Here is a 15702-nt window from a genome sequence, read left to right as displayed (position 1 = left end):
ACGCTCATGACCGAGGCGATCACGCTGCACATCGATGGCATGACCTGCGGGTCGTGCGCCGAGCACGTCAAGCAGACCTTGGAAAAGGTGCCCGGCGTGCGTTCGGCCTCAGTGTCCTACCCACAGCGCCGGGCCGAGATTGAGGCCAGCGTAGGTACCGCCGCGGACGTGACCTCGCTGGTCGCGGCGGTATCCGCACTCGGTTACCGAGCGCAGCTTGCCGATGCGCCGGGGCAACCCAGCGACCTGCTGAACAATGCACAAGAGCGGCTGGGCGGCGAACCAAAGCGCGAGGACGATGAGGCTGCACTGCACGTGGCCGTGATCGGCAGCGGCGGCGCGGCGATGGCGGCGGCGTTGAAGGCCGTCGAGCAAGGGGCGCGTGTGACGCTGATCGAGCGCAGCACTCTCGGCGGCACCTGCGTCAACGTCGGATGTGTGCCGTCCAAGATCATGATCCGCGCTGCCCACATTGCGCATCTGCGTCGCGAGAGTCCGTTCGATGACGGCATTGCCGCCGCCTCGCCGAAGATTCTGCGTAAGCGCTTGCTGGCTCAGCAGCAGGGGCGCGTCGATGAACTGCGCCACGCCAAGTACGAAGGCATCCTGACGAGCACCCCGACCATCACCGTGCTGCGCGGCGATGCCCGATTCAAGGATGCGCACACGCTGACCGTGGCAACCGCTGACGACGGGATGCGCGAGGTGAGTTTCGACCGCTGCCTCATCGCCACCGGGGCCAGTCCGGCGATTCCACCGATCCCGGGCTTGAAAGACACGCCCTTCTGGACGTCGACCGAAGCGCTGGCCAGCGACACGATCCCCGATCGGCTGGCCGTGATCGGCTCGTCGGTGGTGGCCGTCGAACTCGCGCAGGCCTTTGCCCGGCTGGGCAGCAAGGTGACCATGCTGGCGCGCAGCACACTGTTCTTTCGCGAAGACCCCGCCATTGGCGAGGCCATCACGGCCGTGTTCCGCGCCGAAGGCATCGAAGTGCTGGACCACACCCAGGCCAGCCAGGTCGCCTATGAGGATGGGGAATTCGTGCTCACCACCGAACGCGGCGAACTGCATGCCGACCGGCTGTTGTTCGCCACCGGCCGCACCCCAAACACCCGCACGCTCAACCTCGACGCGGCCGGTGTGGTGGTCAATGCGCAAGGCGCCATCACCATCGACCACGCGATGCGCACTACCGTGCCGCACATCTATGCCGCCGGCGACTGCACTGACCAGCCGCAGTTCGTCTACGTCGCGGCGGCGGCCGGCACCCGCGCTGCAATCAACATGACGGGTGGCAACGCGACGCTGGATCTGACGGCGATGCCGGCGGTGGTGTTCACCGACCCGCAGGTCGCCACCGTGGGCTACAGCGAAGCCGAAGCGCACCACGACGGTATCGAGACCGACAGCCGCACGCTGACGCTCGACAACGTGCCCCGGGCGCTGGTCAACTTCGACACGCGCGGTTTCATCAAGCTGGTTTCAGAGGCCGGTTCGGGACGACTGATCGGCGTGCAAGCGGTAGCCCCGGAAGCAGGCGAGCTGATCCAAACCGCAGTACTGGCGATTCGCAACCGCATGACGGTGCGAGAGTTGGCCGACCAGTTATTCCCCTACCTGACGATGGTCGAGGGGCTGAAACTCGCGGCACAAACCTTCACCAAGGACGTAAAGCAACTGTCCTGTTGCGCGGGGTAGTGGCTGGGCCTCTTACCTATGCTTCATCGGCTGAATCACAAATTCAGGCTGAAGCGCCGCCTCTTGCACAATGGGCTGAGGACTATTCGAAATACCCCTCTTCGAGTAGCCGCGCCAGCGTCGGGAGATAGGGGCCGTACTCGACCACGCGCGTGATCTTCTTCTTGCGCGTTGCCGCCGTGGTCATCCGCTGGAACACGAAGTCCGTGGTCATTGGGTCGTCGTCATCGACCAACACGGTTTCGATAACCGAGCCATCCTTGCGCGCCTTCTTGTCGTAGAGTATGCGCGCCCGAAGCACCTCGAAGCTGTAACCCCTGCCCATGCGGTTCATGTCTTTGGCCACTCGGTTGACTGACTCAGTATAGGCATTGGTAATCGGCTGCTCGAAGTAGGCGAAGATTTCGTCGTGCCAGTTGTGCACGGCGGTGGTCAGGTCCTTGAACGTGGCCGCCAATTCGGTCGGAATATTGGCCTGCCACGTCGCGCAGGCGGCTTCTGCTGCTGGGCGGGTCTTCTGATCCCAGATCGACAGAAATCCTTCCTTGAGCGCGTGGGCTTCGCTTAGGAGCGGGAACTGTTGGAACCATTCCCGCATCCGGTCCATATCTCTCCCTGTCAGGTCGTGCTGCCGCTTGAGCAGCAGGAACTGCTCGTCCTTGAGTTTGAGGCGCTGCCGGGTGGACAAATCCTTGCGAATGCGCTTGCGCAGCTTCTCCAGCGCGTCGTTCGCCATGCGCTGGATATGGAATCGATCGACCACGATCCGGGCCTGTGGCAGCGTGGCGCGCACCACCTGCCGATAAACGTGGTACATGTCCATCGCCACCCACTCGACCGAGTCCTTGTCCCGCAGGTCGCGGAAATAGGGCATCAACTCGGCTTTGGCCCGGCTGGGGCGGATATCGAACACGGTCTTGCGCTCGACGTTGGTGATCATGGCCCGGTACTGGCCGATGATCTTGAGCTCGTCGATACCCAGCACCCGGCACCGACGTTCGCGGTCAGGCATCGAAGTCATCGAACGCCACGCGATAGGGCGCCACGCCGATCTCGGCGAGCAACCCGCGTGTGGCGCTGAGCATCGCCGGCGGCCCGCACAGGTAGAACTCGCATTCGGCCAGCGCGCCATGCGCGCGCAGCAGGCCTTCGTGCACGGCCTCGTGGACCCAGCGGGGCCCGAAGCCGGCGTTGTCGTCCTCGGAGTAGACGACGTGGAAGTCGAAGTGCTCGTGCGCCGCGGCCAGGGCGCGCAGCTCGTCCTCGTAGGGCACCTCCCCCGCGCGTCGGGCGCCATACCAGAAGTGGATCCGCTCCTTGCCGCCGGCCTGCAGCGCCTCCCAGAGCATCGCGCGCAGCGGCGCCATGCCGGCCCCGCCACCGATGAAGATCTTCTCGTGGGCCCCGGGTTTGAGCCGGAAATCACCGAACGGACCCATGAAACGACCCCGTGCGCCCGGCTCCAGCGCGAACAGCCAGGCCGAGCCCCGGCCGATGGCGATCGGTCGGGCGGGATCGACGTCCAACCGCACGAGCAACGGCAGGCGCCCGTCGCACAGCTGCGGGGTGAGCGAGGGCGAGTAGGCGCGCTGCAGGGGCTGGGAATTGGCCAGCACCTCGCCGACCTGCTCGAGAAGCGTAATCGGCAGCGGCAGCGCATCGCCGAGCCAGCGCTCGCGCTCCAGCCGATAGGCCGGGACCTCGATGAGCACGTAGCTGCCCGCACGCATGGCGGGCATGGGTCCGAGGGGACGCAGGACGATCTCGCGAAGGCTCGCGCTGCAAGCGCGCACCTGCTCTACGACCGCCTCCTGCCAACCCGGCCGCGTGTCCGACTCGATGATGTCCACGCGCAGTCCATCGCTGATGGGGAGTGTGCAGCCCAGGCGCATCCCCGCCTGGAGTTCCTCGGGCGTGAGCAGGCGGCGATCGCCGTCGCTGATCGGCGCGTCGCCCGCCGTGCGCACCACGCACATCCCGCAGGTCTGGCCGCCGCCGCAGCGCGACGGCAGCGGGCGCTTTGCGCGGGCGAATGCGGCCAGCACGGTTTCGCCCCGGCGACCGGTGACGGTCGGTGGTCCGGAGTCGATCGCGCCGCCGACCGGAACCCGAACCTGCGCGGCGCGCCAGCGCGGACGCAGGTGGCCGGCCTTGATCGCATAGCCCAGCAGCCACAGCCCGCTCAGCGCCATCCACAGGCCTGCGACGGCGAAGGTCACGATCAGCGGGTGGTTGAAGTCCTCCCGACCGGTGTAATCCATGATGTGCAGCATCCAGGCGATGTCGAACACCCGCCACGTGTCGTTGCGCCGCTCGAGCACCGACGCATCCTGGGCATCGATGTACAGGCTGGTGCCGGCCGCATCATCGAAGTCGACCTGCCACACCGGCCCCTCATGGCCGCGCGCCTCCAGCGGTGCCTGCGTCCAGTAGCGCGGCTCGAGTGCGCTGCCCGGGCCGCTGTAGTCGGCCCGCGCCACGCGCAGGATCTCCTTGCGGGTCGGCCGCCACGGCGCGCCGGTGCGCGCATCGACGAGCGCCGTGCCCGCCTGCGTCTGCACGCGCCAGACCGGACGCTCCAGGCGCCAGGCGCGTTCGACAAGCAGGACCGGCAACGCGCTGCGCGCGATGAGCGCATCCGGCGGCACGGCCTGCTCGGGCCATGCCAGGGCGAGCTCGGGCGTCGGCGCCCGCGTGCGCTCGCCGCTGACCGCTTCGGGATCGAGCAGCCCCATGAGCAGGCCACTGCCCAGCCAGACGACGAGCTGGACGCCGACGATGACGCCGACCCACGTGTGCAGCCGCGCGAGCCAGGCCTTCATCGACCCCTCCCGCGCAGTGCCCAGAACGAGAGCACCAGACCCGCGAGGGTCAGCAGCAGGCCCAGGCCTGCGGCAATGCGCAGCAGCGGATTGCCGATGTCCTCGCGGGTGCGGTAATCCATGATGTGCAGCATCCACATCACGTCGAACGCGCGCCACAGCGTGTGCCGCGTGGCCAGGCGCTCGCCGGTGAAGGGCGAGATGTAGAGCGTGGTCGCCACGCCATCGGCAAAGCGCACCTGCCACAACGGGACCGGCCGCGTGCCGACCTCCTGGGGCGCGTCGGTGAGCCAGCGGACCGACTCCACCGCGCCGTCGCCCTGGTAGAGCGCCTGCGCGATCGACTGCGCCGTCTCGCGCGTGAGCGGGCTCAGCACCGCGCCCGTGCGCGCGTCGATGAGGCGTGCCTTCGGACCCTTGCCGACCTCGTAGACCGGCCGGCCCTGCCACTGCTTCAGGCGCAGCGCCTCGTCAGGCGCGATGCCGACCGCGGCGGGGGCCTTGAGCGGAACCGCATCGCTGAGCGCCGGCCGGTGCGTATGGGCCAGATGATCGCCGTGGATGACGTCGATCGAGATCGCCGTCATGTACAGACCGCTCGCCATCCACAAGAGCGCCTGCACGCCCACGATCAACGCCAGTACGCGATGCGTCCGGCGCCAGAACAATGCCTTTCCCATGTCTCCCCCGCGCCCCGGGATGCGCTCCCGGGGCGTCTTGACTTATTTGGACCGCTCGAGCATCCGCTTCATCAGCTCGATCTCGGCTTTTTGCGAGTCGATGATCTGCCGGCACAACGCCTGCAGTTCGGGATCGGTCAGCTCGGCCTTGCCGCACATCAGGATCGCGCCGGAATGATGCGGGATCATCGAGCGCAGGAACTGGCGATCGGCCACGCCCGCCTGGGTGCGGATGAGCACCCAGAAGAGCACCGCCAGCGCGACGCTCGCCGCCACCAGGATCCGATTGAGCCGGCGATCGCGATACATCGCGCCCATAATCAGAAGCTCGATCGCCACCATCGGCGCGGCCATGAGCCCGGCCATGTAGACCTGGTTGATGTTGGCGTAGACGCTCGAGTAACGGTCGACCATCGCGTACATCAGAAAGTACATCGCGATGAACGAAAGCCCGGCCATCCACGCCAGGCGGATGTACGCGCCGCGTCCGCCATGCGCCGAGCCGCCGGCTGCATGCTGCATGTTCTCCATGATCGTTCTCCCAAACGGCGCCTGCCCGGTGGGGGCAGGCAGGCCGTGATCAGCCCTGCGTGGTAGTCCCGGTCATCGGGCAGTCGCGTACCGGCGTCGGCGAGCCGACCTGCGCCACGCGCGTGACATCGAACGCACCGTTCGCCACGGCACCTTCCAGCCGCACGTAGACCGGGTCGTTCGGGCTCATGTCGCCGGCGCGGATCTTCGCGTCGATGTCGGCGGTGCGGCTGACCGTATAGGTCTGCGTGCTCCCGCACGGCTGGAACGTGCCACCGCGGTACCAGCCGGCCTGCGCGCCGCCGGTGGCAGCGCCCTGCCCTGGCGCGGGCGTCGCACCATGATCCATCCCGGCCATGCTGTCGGCCTGCCCCCCGGCGCTCGCGTCATGGCCGTCCGGGTGCGCCACCGGCGCCGCGCCCGTGCCCGCCGTCATGGCGGCGTGCTCTTCGGCCGACATGCCGTCCATTCCCGCAGCCGGCGCGACCCCGCTAGTGGACGCCGAGGCTGCGGCTTCGGTCGATGCCGTCGCGGCCGGGGCATCCGCGGCGGTGGACGCTGCGGTGGATTCGTCAGGGGTCGCCTGGCTGCAGGCCGATAGCACGAGCGCGCCTGCGAGCAGGGCGATGAGGTTCAAGCGCATGGCGGACACTCCTGTGATGCGGCCCGCGGGCCGGGGGGAAGGGGTGCGGTGGCCCCATGCCGACTGATTGACGGAGAAGCTCAGTGGCATGAGGCGCACCGCGTAGAGGGCGCGCTCGGCGCCGCGCGGGCGACGTCGAGGCGGTTGAGTCGAAGCGCGTTGGCCACGACCGAGACCGAGCTCAGGCTCATGGCGAGCGCGGCGAGCATCGGGCTGAGCAGCCAGCCCGTCGCCGGATACAGCACTCCGGCCGCGACCGGCACGCCGAGCGCGTTGTAGGCGAATGCAAACGCCAGGTTCTGGCGCATGTTGGCCACGCAGGCGGCGCTGATCGCGCGTGCGCGGCCGATGCCGCGCAGGTCACCGCGCACCAGGGTCACCTTCGCGGTGGACATCGCGACATCGGTACCGGTGCCCATGGCGATGCCGACGTCGGCGGCCGCGAGCGCGGGCGCATCGTTGATGCCATCGCCCGCCATCGCCACGCGTCGGCCCTCGCGCTGCAGGCGCGTGACCAGCTCGGCCTTGTCCTCGGGGCGCACTTCGCCATAGACCTCGTCGATGCCGAGCGTGCGCGCGACCGCCTGCGCGGTCGTCGCGCCATCGCCTGTCGCCATGACGATGCGCATGCCCGCCTGGCGCAACTCGCGAAGCGCCGCCCCGCTCGTCTCCTTGATCGGATCGGTCACCGCGAGCAGGCCCGCGGGCTGCCCGTCGACGGCCAGGAACATCACGCTCGCGCCGCGCCCGCGCAGGCGCTCGGCCTCAAGGCGCAGCGGCGCGATGTCGACACCCGCCTGCTGCATGAGCCGCGTGTTGCCCAGCAGCAGGCGGCGGCCATCGACCGTGCCGCGCACGCCGAGCCCCGTCTCGGACTGGAAGTCCTCGATGCCGGAGAGCCGCAGGCCGCGCGATCGTGCTTCGGTCACGATCGCAGCGGCCAGCGGATGCTCGCTGCCCTGGTCCAGGCTCGCGGCCAGCCTCAGGACATCTGCATGCTCGAACGGGGCCAGCGCGACCAGGTCATCGAAGGCCGCGCGTCCTTCGGTCAGGGTGCCGGTCTTGTCGACGATGAGCGTGTCGACCTGGCGCATCCGCTCGACGGCTTCGGCGTCGCGAAACAGTACGCCGGCCTGTGCCGCCTTGCCGGTCGCCACCATCACCGACATCGGAGTCGCGAGCCCTAGCGCGCACGGACAGGCGATGATCAGCACCGACACCGCGTTGAGGATCGCGTACGTCCACGACGGCTCCGGGCCCAGAAGGCCCCAGGCCAGGAACGTCGCCACCGCGATCGCCATCACCGCGAGGACGAACCAGAACGCGACCCGGTCGGCCATGCGCTGCATCGGGGCGCGCGAGCGCTGCGCGCTGGCGACCAGTTGCACGATCTGCGCCAGCACCGTGCCGCTGCCGACCTGGTCGGCGCGGATGACCAGGCTGCCGGTGGTATTGAGGGTCGCGCCGATCACCGCATCGCCCACGCCCTTGGCGACCGGGATCGGCTCGCCGGTGAGCATGGACTCGTCTACATGGGATGTGCCGTCCTCGACGGTCCCATCGACCGGGACCTTCTCCCCGGGGCGTACCCGCAGGCGGTCGCCGACCATGACCGCCGAAAGCGGAACATCGGCTTCGCTGCCGTCGGGCATGAGGCGGCGTGCGGTCTTGGGCGCGAGCCCGAGCAGCGCGCGCATCGCACCGGAGGTCTGCGAGCGTGCGCGCAGCTCGAGCACCTGACCGAGAAGCGTCAGGGAGACGATCACGCACGCCGCTTCGAAATACACGCCGATGCGTCCGTGCTCGCGAAACTCCGACGGAAACAGGCCGGGCGCGAGCGTGGCGACCACGCTGTAGCCATAGGCCGCGGCGACGCCGGCGGCGATGAGCGTCCACATGTTCGGTGAGCGATTGCGGATCGAGGCCCAGCCGCGCACGAAGAACGGCGCGCCGGCCCAGAGCACCACCGGGGTCGACAGGAAGAGCTCGAGCCAGGTGCGCGTGGCGACTGGAATGGCCCCGACGCGATGGCCGAGCATCGCCAGCAGCAGGACGATCACCGTGAGCGGCAGCGTCCACCACAGGCGCCGGCTGAAGTCGGCGAGCTCCGGACTGGTCTGATCATCACCCGTCGGCATCTCCGGCTCGAGCGCCATGCCACAGATCGGGCACGTTCCGGGGCCGGGCTGGCGTACCTGCGGATGCATCGGGCAGACGTACATCGCGCCCGCGCCGGCCGGCGCGGGCTGCGACGCCGCCTCGGCGTGCGCAGCATGTCCCTCCCGCACTCCCTGTGCAGGCGGCCCGACCAGGTACGTCTTCGGTGAGGCGGCAAAACGCGCGCGGCAGCGTTCGGAACAGAAGAGAATGGCCTGCCCGTCGTACTCGGTACGAAACGGCGTGTCGGCCGCGACCGGCATGCCGCACACCGGGTCGGTCGCCCCGATCCCTCGTGTGGCAGCAGGCGCACTCATCGCACCGGCTCCTGCAGGTCAAACAGCGCCGAGCGGATCGGGCAGCCGCTGACATGCCCGCGGCCCGGACAGGCGTCCACCAACCCCTTGAGCGCATCGCGCACGCGCGCCAGCTGGGCTATGCGCTGCTCGATGTCCTGCAGCTTGCTGGCGGCCAGCCCGCGGATGTTCGCCATATCGCCTTCCACTGCGTCCGACAACTGCAGCAGCTCGCGGATCTCGATCAGCGTGAACCCGAGCGCCTTTGCGCGCAGCACGAAGTTCAGGCGCGCGATGTCGCTGTCGTGGTAGTCGCGGTAGCCGGATGCGCGGCGCGCAGGCGGCGGCAGCAGTCCGTTGCGTTCGTAGTAGCGCACGGTGTCGATGGGGATCCCCACTCGCCGCGCGACTTCACCAATCTTCATGATCGATGTCTCGTTGAAAGAACCCGCCAGACTTCTCTATTTGCATGCCGGTGTGCTGCCCGGTTCGGCGAAGGCCCCGCGCACGTCGGGCTCTGGACACCGGGACGGTGGACGCCCGAGGAGGCAGCAGCCGAATCACCGCACCGCGTCCCGCGCCTTTTGTTCCATCGCAGGGGTCATCCGGGCCGGTATCGCAGGAAGCGGCTCGTTCCCGCGCTCGCCGCTTCGCTCGATGTCAGCGACGAGCAGATTCATCTCGCGGATCTCGCGTACCTGCGATTCGATGATTTGATCCGCCAGCTTCCGCACACGCGGGTCGCTGATCCGCGCCTTCCGCGAATTGTTGATCGCGATCGAGTGATGCGGAATCATCGACTTCATGAAGCGCGAATCATCGATCAGCGACTGATCGCGATTGACGACCAACAGGGTCAGCCCCAACACGCTCGCGCCGATGAGTACCGCGAACTTCGTCGCTCGCCCTTCGTACATGTTCCACATGAAGGCGAGCATCAGCACGGCCATCACGCACCCCATCACAAGTGACGACACCAGTCGCGTCACGCTGAAGGTGGCATGGTCCGGCGTGTAGATGAGCTGGTACATCAGGAAAAACATGATGACCGTCGACGCCACGACCATCGCGGCGAACTTGCGCCAGCGCATTTTCATCATCTTGTTTGAATGTTGATGGTCCATGACATCTCCTTGGCTCGTTCGGGCACAGGATGCGGCCCCGCGAAACCGCGGGGCCGCAGCGGCATCACATCGACGCCATCGACGCGCAGCTGTCCGCACACCGGCGGCAGGCTTCGATACAACGGCGCATCGCCTCGTCGCTGCCGCCGACACGCTCGCAGTCGTCCGCGCACATCCGGCAGATCTCGGCGCAGGCCCGGCAGGTCGACGTATGCGCGGGCGTGCCACGCAGCATCGCGTTGGCACTCACGGTGCAGATCTCCGCGCACGTTTGCATCAGGGCAATGTGCTCAGGCCGTGCGTGTTCGCCGCCCATGCTCAGGCAGTGGTTAATGGTCTCGATGCAGATCGCGGCGCAGTTGAAGCAGTCGGTGATGCACTGATTCATTTCGGTGCTGCGATGTTCGGCGCTGTGATGGCTCATGAGGTGGTTCTCCATTTGGATGCGGGCGTTGGTCGGCGCGCCCGCTTCACCGTCCCCAGTGCTACTCCCCATGCGTGGCGAACGGCGACGTACTGCCGTCCGCATTGATCTTCTCCACCGTGTAGCGCTGCACGCGCCCGTCGGGCATCTCCATGCCCGGTGAACCTGCCGGCATCCCGGGCAGCACGAGCCCCTTGGCGCCGTCGTTGGCCGCGAGCAGGCGCTTGATGTCGGCGGCCGGAACATGGCCTTCCACCACGAGCGCGCCGACCTGGGCGGTGTGGCATGAGCCCTTGCCCAGCGGCACACCCAGGCGCTTCTTGACCGGCTCGAGGTTGTCGGTGTTGCGCACGTCGACGCTGAAGCCGGCCTCGCGCATGTGCCTCACCCACAGGGCGCAGCAGCCGCAGCTCGGGCTCTTGTGCACGACGACCTTGGGCAGTGCGGCGGCGCTCATCGGCGAGGCAGTTGCCCCAATTGCCGGCGCACGCGCGGGCGTCGCTGCATTCGCAGGCGCGGCCGCCTGCGGAATGCTCCTCGACGCCACGGCGGGCGTCGTCCCTGCCGGCGCACTGGTTCCCGCGCCCTGCGCGCACCCGGCGAGCGTCACGAGGCCTGCCGCGAGCACAGACAGCCTGCGCCCGTTCACGGCGCACCTGCCTTCTTCGGCCGCGACGACCAGTGGATGTGCACGATCTTCCAGGCGCCACTGACGCGACGCAGCACCATGGTCTCCGTGCTCAGCAGCGTCTTGGTGTCCTTGCCCTGCCCCGCGCGGATCTCGCTCTCGCTGCCTACCCACGCGGTGTCGCCGTAGACCTGGGCGGTGCGCTGCTTCGGCGTGATCGTCGCGCCGCCGAGGAAGGCCGCATCGGAGATCGCGTGGTGGCCGAGATACTCGTCGCGCGAACGCTCGGCGCCACCGCTTTCCAGGATCAGCACGCGCTCGTCGAGCAGGCGCGTGACGGTGGCCATGTCGGCCGCCTTGAGTGCGGTGCCGAACTGCTCGACGACCGCGATCGCCTCCTGCATCGCCGGATCCATCGCCGGCGCAGCCGGTTTGGCGGCATGCTGCGACGGCTCGTGTGCATGAATGGAGCCGGCCACAAGGGCGAGCGCGGCGGCGAGTGCGAAATGGGTGCTCTTCATGGCGGGGTCCTGGTCAGTGCGTATGCGGCGGCGCGCCGGGCGGATCGACGTGGGCAGGTTTCGCAGGCTTGGCCGGCGCGTCGTCATGCGGTGGCGTGCCGGGCGCATGGCTGTGTCCGCCCGTCGCAGGCGCGGTGGGCGCGTGATGGTCGGCCGGCGTGCCGGGCGGGTGCGGGTGGTCGCCGCCCGCTGGGGCTGCGCCGTCGTGGTGCGGCATCGTCTCCCCACCGCCATGCGAGTGCCCGCCGCTGGAAGCGACCATCGCCTGGTACTCGGCCGCGTCGAGCGTTGGCAGCTTCTGGATGAAGGCCGCCATGTTCCAGATGTACGCGTCATCCATGCTGCCGCCCCAGGCCGGCATGCCCGAGGCCTTGATGCCGTGCTTGATCACCCAGAACGCCTCGGCAGCATCTACCGTCTCCTTGGTCAGGTTCGGCGGCGCCGGATACAGGCCGCGGGAGATCTCGGTCGGGCCCATGCCCGGGGCCAGATGGCACTGGGTGCACATCGCCGCATAGTTGCCTGCGCCCTGTGTGATGCGCGCCTGGCTCATCAGGTCCTTGGGCACCTCGAGTTTGCTCGCGCGCGCCTGGATCGAGGCCTCGCGCAGCTGCTCGAGCACCGCATAGGTCGCAGGCAGGTGCGGATCGTCGGCGCCGACGTTGTAGATGCCGGCGCGGACGAAGGCGATCGCCCCGCCCACCAGCGCGAGGCTGGCGACGGTGGCGATCATGAGCGGGACGATCAGGCGTTTGCGTCGTGGATGCTGCATGTGGTCCATCTCGCCTAGAACCAGAACCGGATGCCGGCGACGAGGCGGGTGTCACGCGTGGGCTCGCCGTCCGCGCGACGAAGGTCGGCGGTCTCCCCGAAGGCGCGTTCGAACTCCACGCCCACATACGGCGCGAAGCGCCGGCTGAATTCGTAGCGAAGCCGCGCGCCGGCCTCGATCGTCGACAGCCCCGAGCCCACCCCGATCTCGGGATCGTCCTTGGCATAGAGCGTGGTCTCGCCCTGCCACTGCAGGATCAGGCGGTTGGTGATCAGCGTGTCGTACTCGGCCTCCAGCGTCGCACCACCGCGCCCGTTGGCACCGACGAACGCAGTCGCCTCGACCTCGAACTTGTAGGGCGCCAGGCCCTGGAAGCCGAAGGCCGCGTAGGTGCGCGACGGGCCGTGCCCGAAGTCGTGGCGAACACCTGCCACCGCATCCCACCACGGCGTGATCGATCGGCCGTAGAGCACCTCGGCATTGCCCGACTCGACCTCGCCGTCGCTCGCCTCGCCTTCGGTGCGCAGCCAGACGCGGTTGATGTCGCCACCGATCCACGCGAGCCCTTCCCAGCCCAGGCTGCCTTCCTCGGTGTCCTGCCATTCCAGGCGATCGACCAGCCAGTAGGAGAAGACGCGCTGGTCGTGCACCTCATGGCCATGCGCATCGTGCGGGAACGCGGCGGCGCGGTCGGCGTCGGTCAGCGCCGGGATCGGCGTGCGCGGGGCGGCATCGGCCGGCAGGTCCGGGTCCGCGCCGTGGCCCATCGCCGCGTGGTCCATACCGGACATTGCGCCGTGCTCCATGCCGCTGTGGTCCATCGGCTGGGTGCTGGCGGGCGTGCCATGACCCATCGCGGCGTGGTCGACGGCCTGGGTGGGCTGCGTCGCCGCTGGCGTGCCATGGCCCATGGCGGCATGGTCGACCGCTGCAGGCGTCGCGGTCGTCGGCGTGCCGTGCCCCATCGCGGCGTGGTCGACGGCCGCCGGCGTGGCAGGCGGCGTCCCGTGCCCCATGGCCGCATGATCGACAGCCGCTGCCGCCGCCGGCGCCTTCGCGGCGGGCCGCGCCTTGGTCGACGGCTTGGCCGCCGGGCGCGCCTTGGGTTTGGCCGCGGGGGCAGGTGCGTGTGCGCCGTGTCCCATCGCGGAGTGGTCGACTGCCGCTGGCTTGGCCTTGGCGGCCGGGCGCGCGGCCGGCTTCGCAGCCGGCTTCGGCGCGGCCGTGCCGTGCCCCATCGCTGCATGGTCCACCGCCGCAGGCTTGGCCGCCGGACGCGCGGCGGGCTTGGCGGCGGGCTTGGCTGCAGGCTTGGGTGCCGGCTTCTTGGCCGCAGCCTTGGGGGCAGGCTTTTTCGGGGCCGGCTTGGGGGCCGGCATCGGCATCGTGTGCCCTTCGTGCTGCGCAAAGGCCGGGGCTGCAGGAATCGCGAGCGCCGCCGCGAGCAGGCTGACGGAGAGGATCTTCAAGGCGTGCGTATTCATTCGCGCACCTGCACTTCGCGCATCATTCCCGACTCCATGTGGTAGAGCAGATGGCAGTGGTAGGCCCACCGCCCGAGCGCATCGGCGCGCACGCGGTAACTGCGCTTGCTGCCGGGCTGCATGTCGATCGTGTGCTTGCGGACCAGGAAGTTGCCGTTGTCGTCTTCCAGGTCGCTCCACATGCCGTGCAGGTGGATCGGGTGCGACATCATCGTGTCGTTGACCAGCGTGATCCGCATGCGCTCGCCGTAGTTGAGCTTGATCGGCCCGGACTGCGAGTGCTTCACGCCGTTGAACGACCAGGCGAACTTCTCCATGTGGCCGGTCAGGTGCATCTCGAGCGTGCGCCCGGGCTCACGCCCGTCCGGGTCGTCGAACAGGCTCCGGAGCATCGAGTAGCTCAGTGCCTTGCGACCGTCCGTGCCCATCCCGTTGCCCGGATCGGCCAGGCGCGAGGTCGGTGTCATCGCCTGGTTGTCCACCAGCGGATTGCCGTTCTCGGTCGCCGGATGCGTCTGCATGCCGGCCATGCCCGCCATCGACGAGTGATCCATACCGGCCATCGCGCCGCCTGCAGGCGCAGTGCCGGCCATCGCCGACACGTCGTGGCCGCTGTGGTCCATGCCGGCCATGTCGTTGGCTGCCGCGGGCTTTGCGGCTGGCGCTGTGCCGTGGCCCATGGCGCTGTGGTCCATACCCGCCATCGAGCCGCCGCCGTGGGCGCCGTGGTCGGCCATGCCCATGTCGGCCATGGTCAGGATGGGGCGCGGATCGAGCTTCGGGATCGGCGCGCGCAGGCCCTCGCGCACGGCGAGCGTGCCCGACACGTAACCTGTGCGACCCGAGTCCTGGGCGAAGATCGTGAATGCATCCTGCCCACTGGGCTCGACGATGACGTCATACGTCTCGGCGGTCGCGATGCGGAACTCGTCGATGGTGACCGGGTGCACGGGCAGGCCGTCGGCGGCCACCACGGTCATCTTCAGGCCCGGGATGCGCACGTCGAAGTACGTCATCGCCGAGCCGTTGATGAAGCGAAGGCGCACCTTCTCGCCCGACTTGAACAGCCCGGTCCAGTTGCCCAGCGCCGTGGTGCCGTTCATGAGGTAGGTGTACGTATTGGCGTTGACGTCCGAGATGTCGGTGGGCGTCATGCGCATCTGCCCCCACATCTTCCGGTCCTCGAGCGTCGCCGACAGGCCCTTCTTCTGCGCGTCGCGAATGAAGTCGCCGACGGTGCGCTTGTAGGTGTTGTCGAAGTCCGCCATCTTTTTCAGACGCGCGAACAGCTGCTCGGGATTGAGGTCGGTCCAGTCGGTGAGCAGCACCACGTAGTCGCGCTGGTAGGCGATCGGGTCCGGCCCGGCCGGATCGATCACCAGCGCGCCGTAGAGCCCGGCCTGTTCCTGGAACGCCGAGTGCGAGTGGTACCAGTAGGTGCCGGCCTGGTTGACGTCGAAACGGTAGACGAACGTCTCGTCGCGGCCGATGCCGTCGAAGCTGATGCCCGGCACGCCGTCCATGTTCGCGGGCAGGATGATCCCGTGCCAGTGGATCGAGGTCTCGTGGCCGTGGATCGACCCGGGCGGCAGCGCGTTGCGCACGCGCAGGGTGACCGTCGTCCCCTCTTTCCAGCGCAGGATCGGCGCGGGCACGGAGCCGTTGACGGTGACCGCCGGGCGCACGCGGCCGGTGAAGTTGACTGGCGTCTCGCCGATCGTCAGGTCGAAGTCGGTTCCGCGCAGCGTGTTGAAGTCACCCACCCGCGAAGCAGGCTGCGACCAGGCGGTGCGCGGAAGGAACGCGGCGGCCGCGCCGCCGAGCGCGAGGCCCTGGACGAAGCGGCGACGCGACAGCATGGGCACCCCGGATGCGGGGTCGCCGTGGAATACGGAAGACATGGAGCACTCCAATCGAGG

Annotated in this window: 15 protein-coding genes; 1 reads left to right on the top strand and 14 read right to left on the bottom strand. The window is 68.6% G+C overall.

All coding sequences use genetic code 11. From position 1 onward, the window contains the following. Positions 1–6 precede the first annotated feature (6 nt). The gene (gene merA, locus IE066_RS04330) at positions 7–1701 is read left to right on the top strand and encodes a mercury(II) reductase (protein ID WP_012480191.1); all 1695 of its coding nucleotides are present in this window, start codon (positions 7–9) and stop codon (positions 1699–1701) included. An 82-nt stretch (positions 1702–1783) separates the two neighbouring features. On the opposite strand, the gene IE066_RS04325 is transcribed toward merA, so the two are convergent. The 14 genes from IE066_RS04325 to IE066_RS04260 form a co-directional block, all read right to left on the bottom strand. Next, positions 1784–2722: an ISL3 family transposase gene (locus tag IE066_RS04325; protein ID WP_229790660.1), complete on the bottom strand. Its 939-nt coding sequence runs from the start codon at positions 2720–2722 to the stop codon at positions 1784–1786. Beyond that, positions 2706–4523, bottom strand: coding sequence for a 2Fe-2S iron-sulfur cluster binding domain-containing protein (locus IE066_RS04320; protein ID WP_189447138.1), 1818 nt, complete (start codon positions 4521–4523; stop codon positions 2706–2708). Before IE066_RS04320 ends, IE066_RS04325 begins: the two co-directional genes overlap by 17 nt. Continuing rightward, the gene (locus IE066_RS04315) at positions 4520–5203 is read right to left on the bottom strand and encodes a hypothetical protein (RefSeq protein WP_189447136.1); all 684 of its coding nucleotides are present in this window, start codon (positions 5201–5203) and stop codon (positions 4520–4522) included. The genes IE066_RS04320 and IE066_RS04315 overlap by 4 nt, the downstream gene beginning before the upstream one ends. 42 nt (positions 5204–5245) lie before the next feature. Continuing rightward, a complete protein-coding gene (locus tag IE066_RS04310; RefSeq protein WP_189447134.1) occupies positions 5246–5734 on the bottom strand; it encodes a DUF305 domain-containing protein in 489 nt (162 codons plus the stop codon). Positions 5735–5783: 49 nt separating this feature from the next. Further along, entirely contained in the window at positions 5784–6467 is a 684-nt protein-coding gene (locus IE066_RS04305; RefSeq protein ID WP_189447132.1) for a hypothetical protein, read from the bottom strand. Further along, positions 6458–8851 carry a heavy metal translocating P-type ATPase gene (locus tag IE066_RS04300; RefSeq protein WP_189447130.1) on the bottom strand — a complete coding sequence of 798 codons (2394 nt, stop codon included), beginning with the start codon at positions 8849–8851 and terminating at the stop codon, positions 6458–6460. The genes IE066_RS04305 and IE066_RS04300 overlap by 10 nt, the downstream gene beginning before the upstream one ends. Beyond that, positions 8848–9255, bottom strand: coding sequence for a heavy metal-responsive transcriptional regulator (locus IE066_RS04295; RefSeq protein ID WP_189447128.1), 408 nt, complete (start codon positions 9253–9255; stop codon positions 8848–8850). The genes IE066_RS04300 and IE066_RS04295 overlap by 4 nt, the downstream gene beginning before the upstream one ends. 135 nt (positions 9256–9390) lie before the next feature. Beyond that, positions 9391–9954 carry a DUF305 domain-containing protein gene (locus IE066_RS04290; protein ID WP_189447126.1) on the bottom strand — a complete coding sequence of 188 codons (564 nt, stop codon included), beginning with the start codon at positions 9952–9954 and terminating at the stop codon, positions 9391–9393. Between the two features lie 64 nt (positions 9955–10018). Continuing rightward, positions 10019–10378, bottom strand: coding sequence for a four-helix bundle copper-binding protein (locus IE066_RS04285; RefSeq protein WP_189447123.1), 360 nt, complete (start codon positions 10376–10378; stop codon positions 10019–10021). A gap of 61 nt (positions 10379–10439) precedes the next feature. Further along, positions 10440–10835, bottom strand: coding sequence for a DUF411 domain-containing protein (locus IE066_RS04280; RefSeq protein ID WP_229790659.1), 396 nt, complete (start codon positions 10833–10835; stop codon positions 10440–10442). Between the two features lie 188 nt (positions 10836–11023). Continuing rightward, the gene (locus tag IE066_RS04275; protein WP_189447121.1) at positions 11024–11527 is read right to left on the bottom strand and encodes a nuclear transport factor 2 family protein; all 504 of its coding nucleotides are present in this window, start codon (positions 11525–11527) and stop codon (positions 11024–11026) included. A 13-nt stretch (positions 11528–11540) separates the two neighbouring features. Continuing rightward, the gene (locus IE066_RS04270; protein ID WP_229790658.1) at positions 11541–12299 is read right to left on the bottom strand and encodes a c-type cytochrome; all 759 of its coding nucleotides are present in this window, start codon (positions 12297–12299) and stop codon (positions 11541–11543) included. Positions 12300–12313: 14 nt separating this feature from the next. Next, positions 12314–13783, bottom strand: coding sequence for a copper resistance protein B (locus tag IE066_RS14925; RefSeq protein WP_308427420.1), 1470 nt, complete (start codon positions 13781–13783; stop codon positions 12314–12316). Continuing rightward, complete coding sequence (locus tag IE066_RS04260) at positions 13780–15684, bottom strand: copper resistance system multicopper oxidase (protein ID WP_308427419.1); 1905 nt, start codon at positions 15682–15684, stop codon at positions 13780–13782. The genes IE066_RS14925 and IE066_RS04260 overlap by 4 nt, the downstream gene beginning before the upstream one ends. Positions 15685–15702 lie beyond the last annotated feature (18 nt).

Source organism: Cognatilysobacter xinjiangensis, assembly GCF_014651995.1.
Classification (GTDB): domain Bacteria; phylum Pseudomonadota; class Gammaproteobacteria; order Xanthomonadales; family Xanthomonadaceae; genus Cognatilysobacter; species Cognatilysobacter xinjiangensis.
Note: the sequence above shows the minus strand (reverse complement) of the source record. Positions and strands in the feature narration are given on the sequence as shown.

Bases quoted from the DNA above. Each gene is read 5' to 3' on its own strand.
- IE066_RS04285 (WP_189447123.1), bottom strand. From the start codon at position 10,378: ATGAGCCATCACAGCGCCGAACATCGCAGCACCGAAATGAATCAGTGC.
- IE066_RS04275 (WP_189447121.1), bottom strand. From the start codon at position 11,527: ATGAAGAGCACCCATTTCGCACTCGCCGCCGCGCTCGCCCTTGTGGCC.
- IE066_RS04320 (WP_189447138.1), bottom strand. From the start codon at position 4,523: ATGAAGGCCTGGCTCGCGCGGCTGCACACGTGGGTCGGCGTCATCGTC.
- IE066_RS04295 (WP_189447128.1), bottom strand. From the start codon at position 9,255: ATGAAGATTGGTGAAGTCGCGCGGCGAGTGGGGATCCCCATCGACACC.
- IE066_RS04325 (WP_229790660.1), bottom strand. From the start codon at position 2,722: ATGACTTCGATGCCTGACCGCGAACGTCGGTGCCGGGTGCTGGGTATC.
- IE066_RS04280 (WP_229790659.1), bottom strand. From the start codon at position 10,835: ATGAGCGCCGCCGCACTGCCCAAGGTCGTCGTGCACAAGAGCCCGAGC.
- IE066_RS04315 (WP_189447136.1), bottom strand. From the start codon at position 5,203: ATGGGAAAGGCATTGTTCTGGCGCCGGACGCATCGCGTACTGGCGTTG.
- IE066_RS04290 (WP_189447126.1), bottom strand. From the start codon at position 9,954: ATGGACCATCAACATTCAAACAAGATGATGAAAATGCGCTGGCGCAAG.
- merA (WP_012480191.1), top strand. From the start codon at position 7: ATGACCGAGGCGATCACGCTGCACATCGATGGCATGACCTGCGGGTCG.
- IE066_RS04300 (WP_189447130.1), bottom strand. From the start codon at position 8,851: ATGAGTGCGCCTGCTGCCACACGAGGGATCGGGGCGACCGACCCGGTG.
- IE066_RS04310 (WP_189447134.1), bottom strand. From the start codon at position 5,734: ATGGAGAACATGCAGCATGCAGCCGGCGGCTCGGCGCATGGCGGACGC.
- IE066_RS14925 (WP_308427420.1), bottom strand. From the start codon at position 13,783: ATGAATACGCACGCCTTGAAGATCCTCTCCGTCAGCCTGCTCGCGGCG.
- IE066_RS04270 (WP_229790658.1), bottom strand. From the start codon at position 12,299: ATGCAGCATCCACGACGCAAACGCCTGATCGTCCCGCTCATGATCGCC.
- IE066_RS04305 (WP_189447132.1), bottom strand. From the start codon at position 6,467: ATGCCACTGAGCTTCTCCGTCAATCAGTCGGCATGGGGCCACCGCACC.
- IE066_RS04260 (WP_308427419.1), bottom strand. From the start codon at position 15,684: ATGTCTTCCGTATTCCACGGCGACCCCGCATCCGGGGTGCCCATGCTG.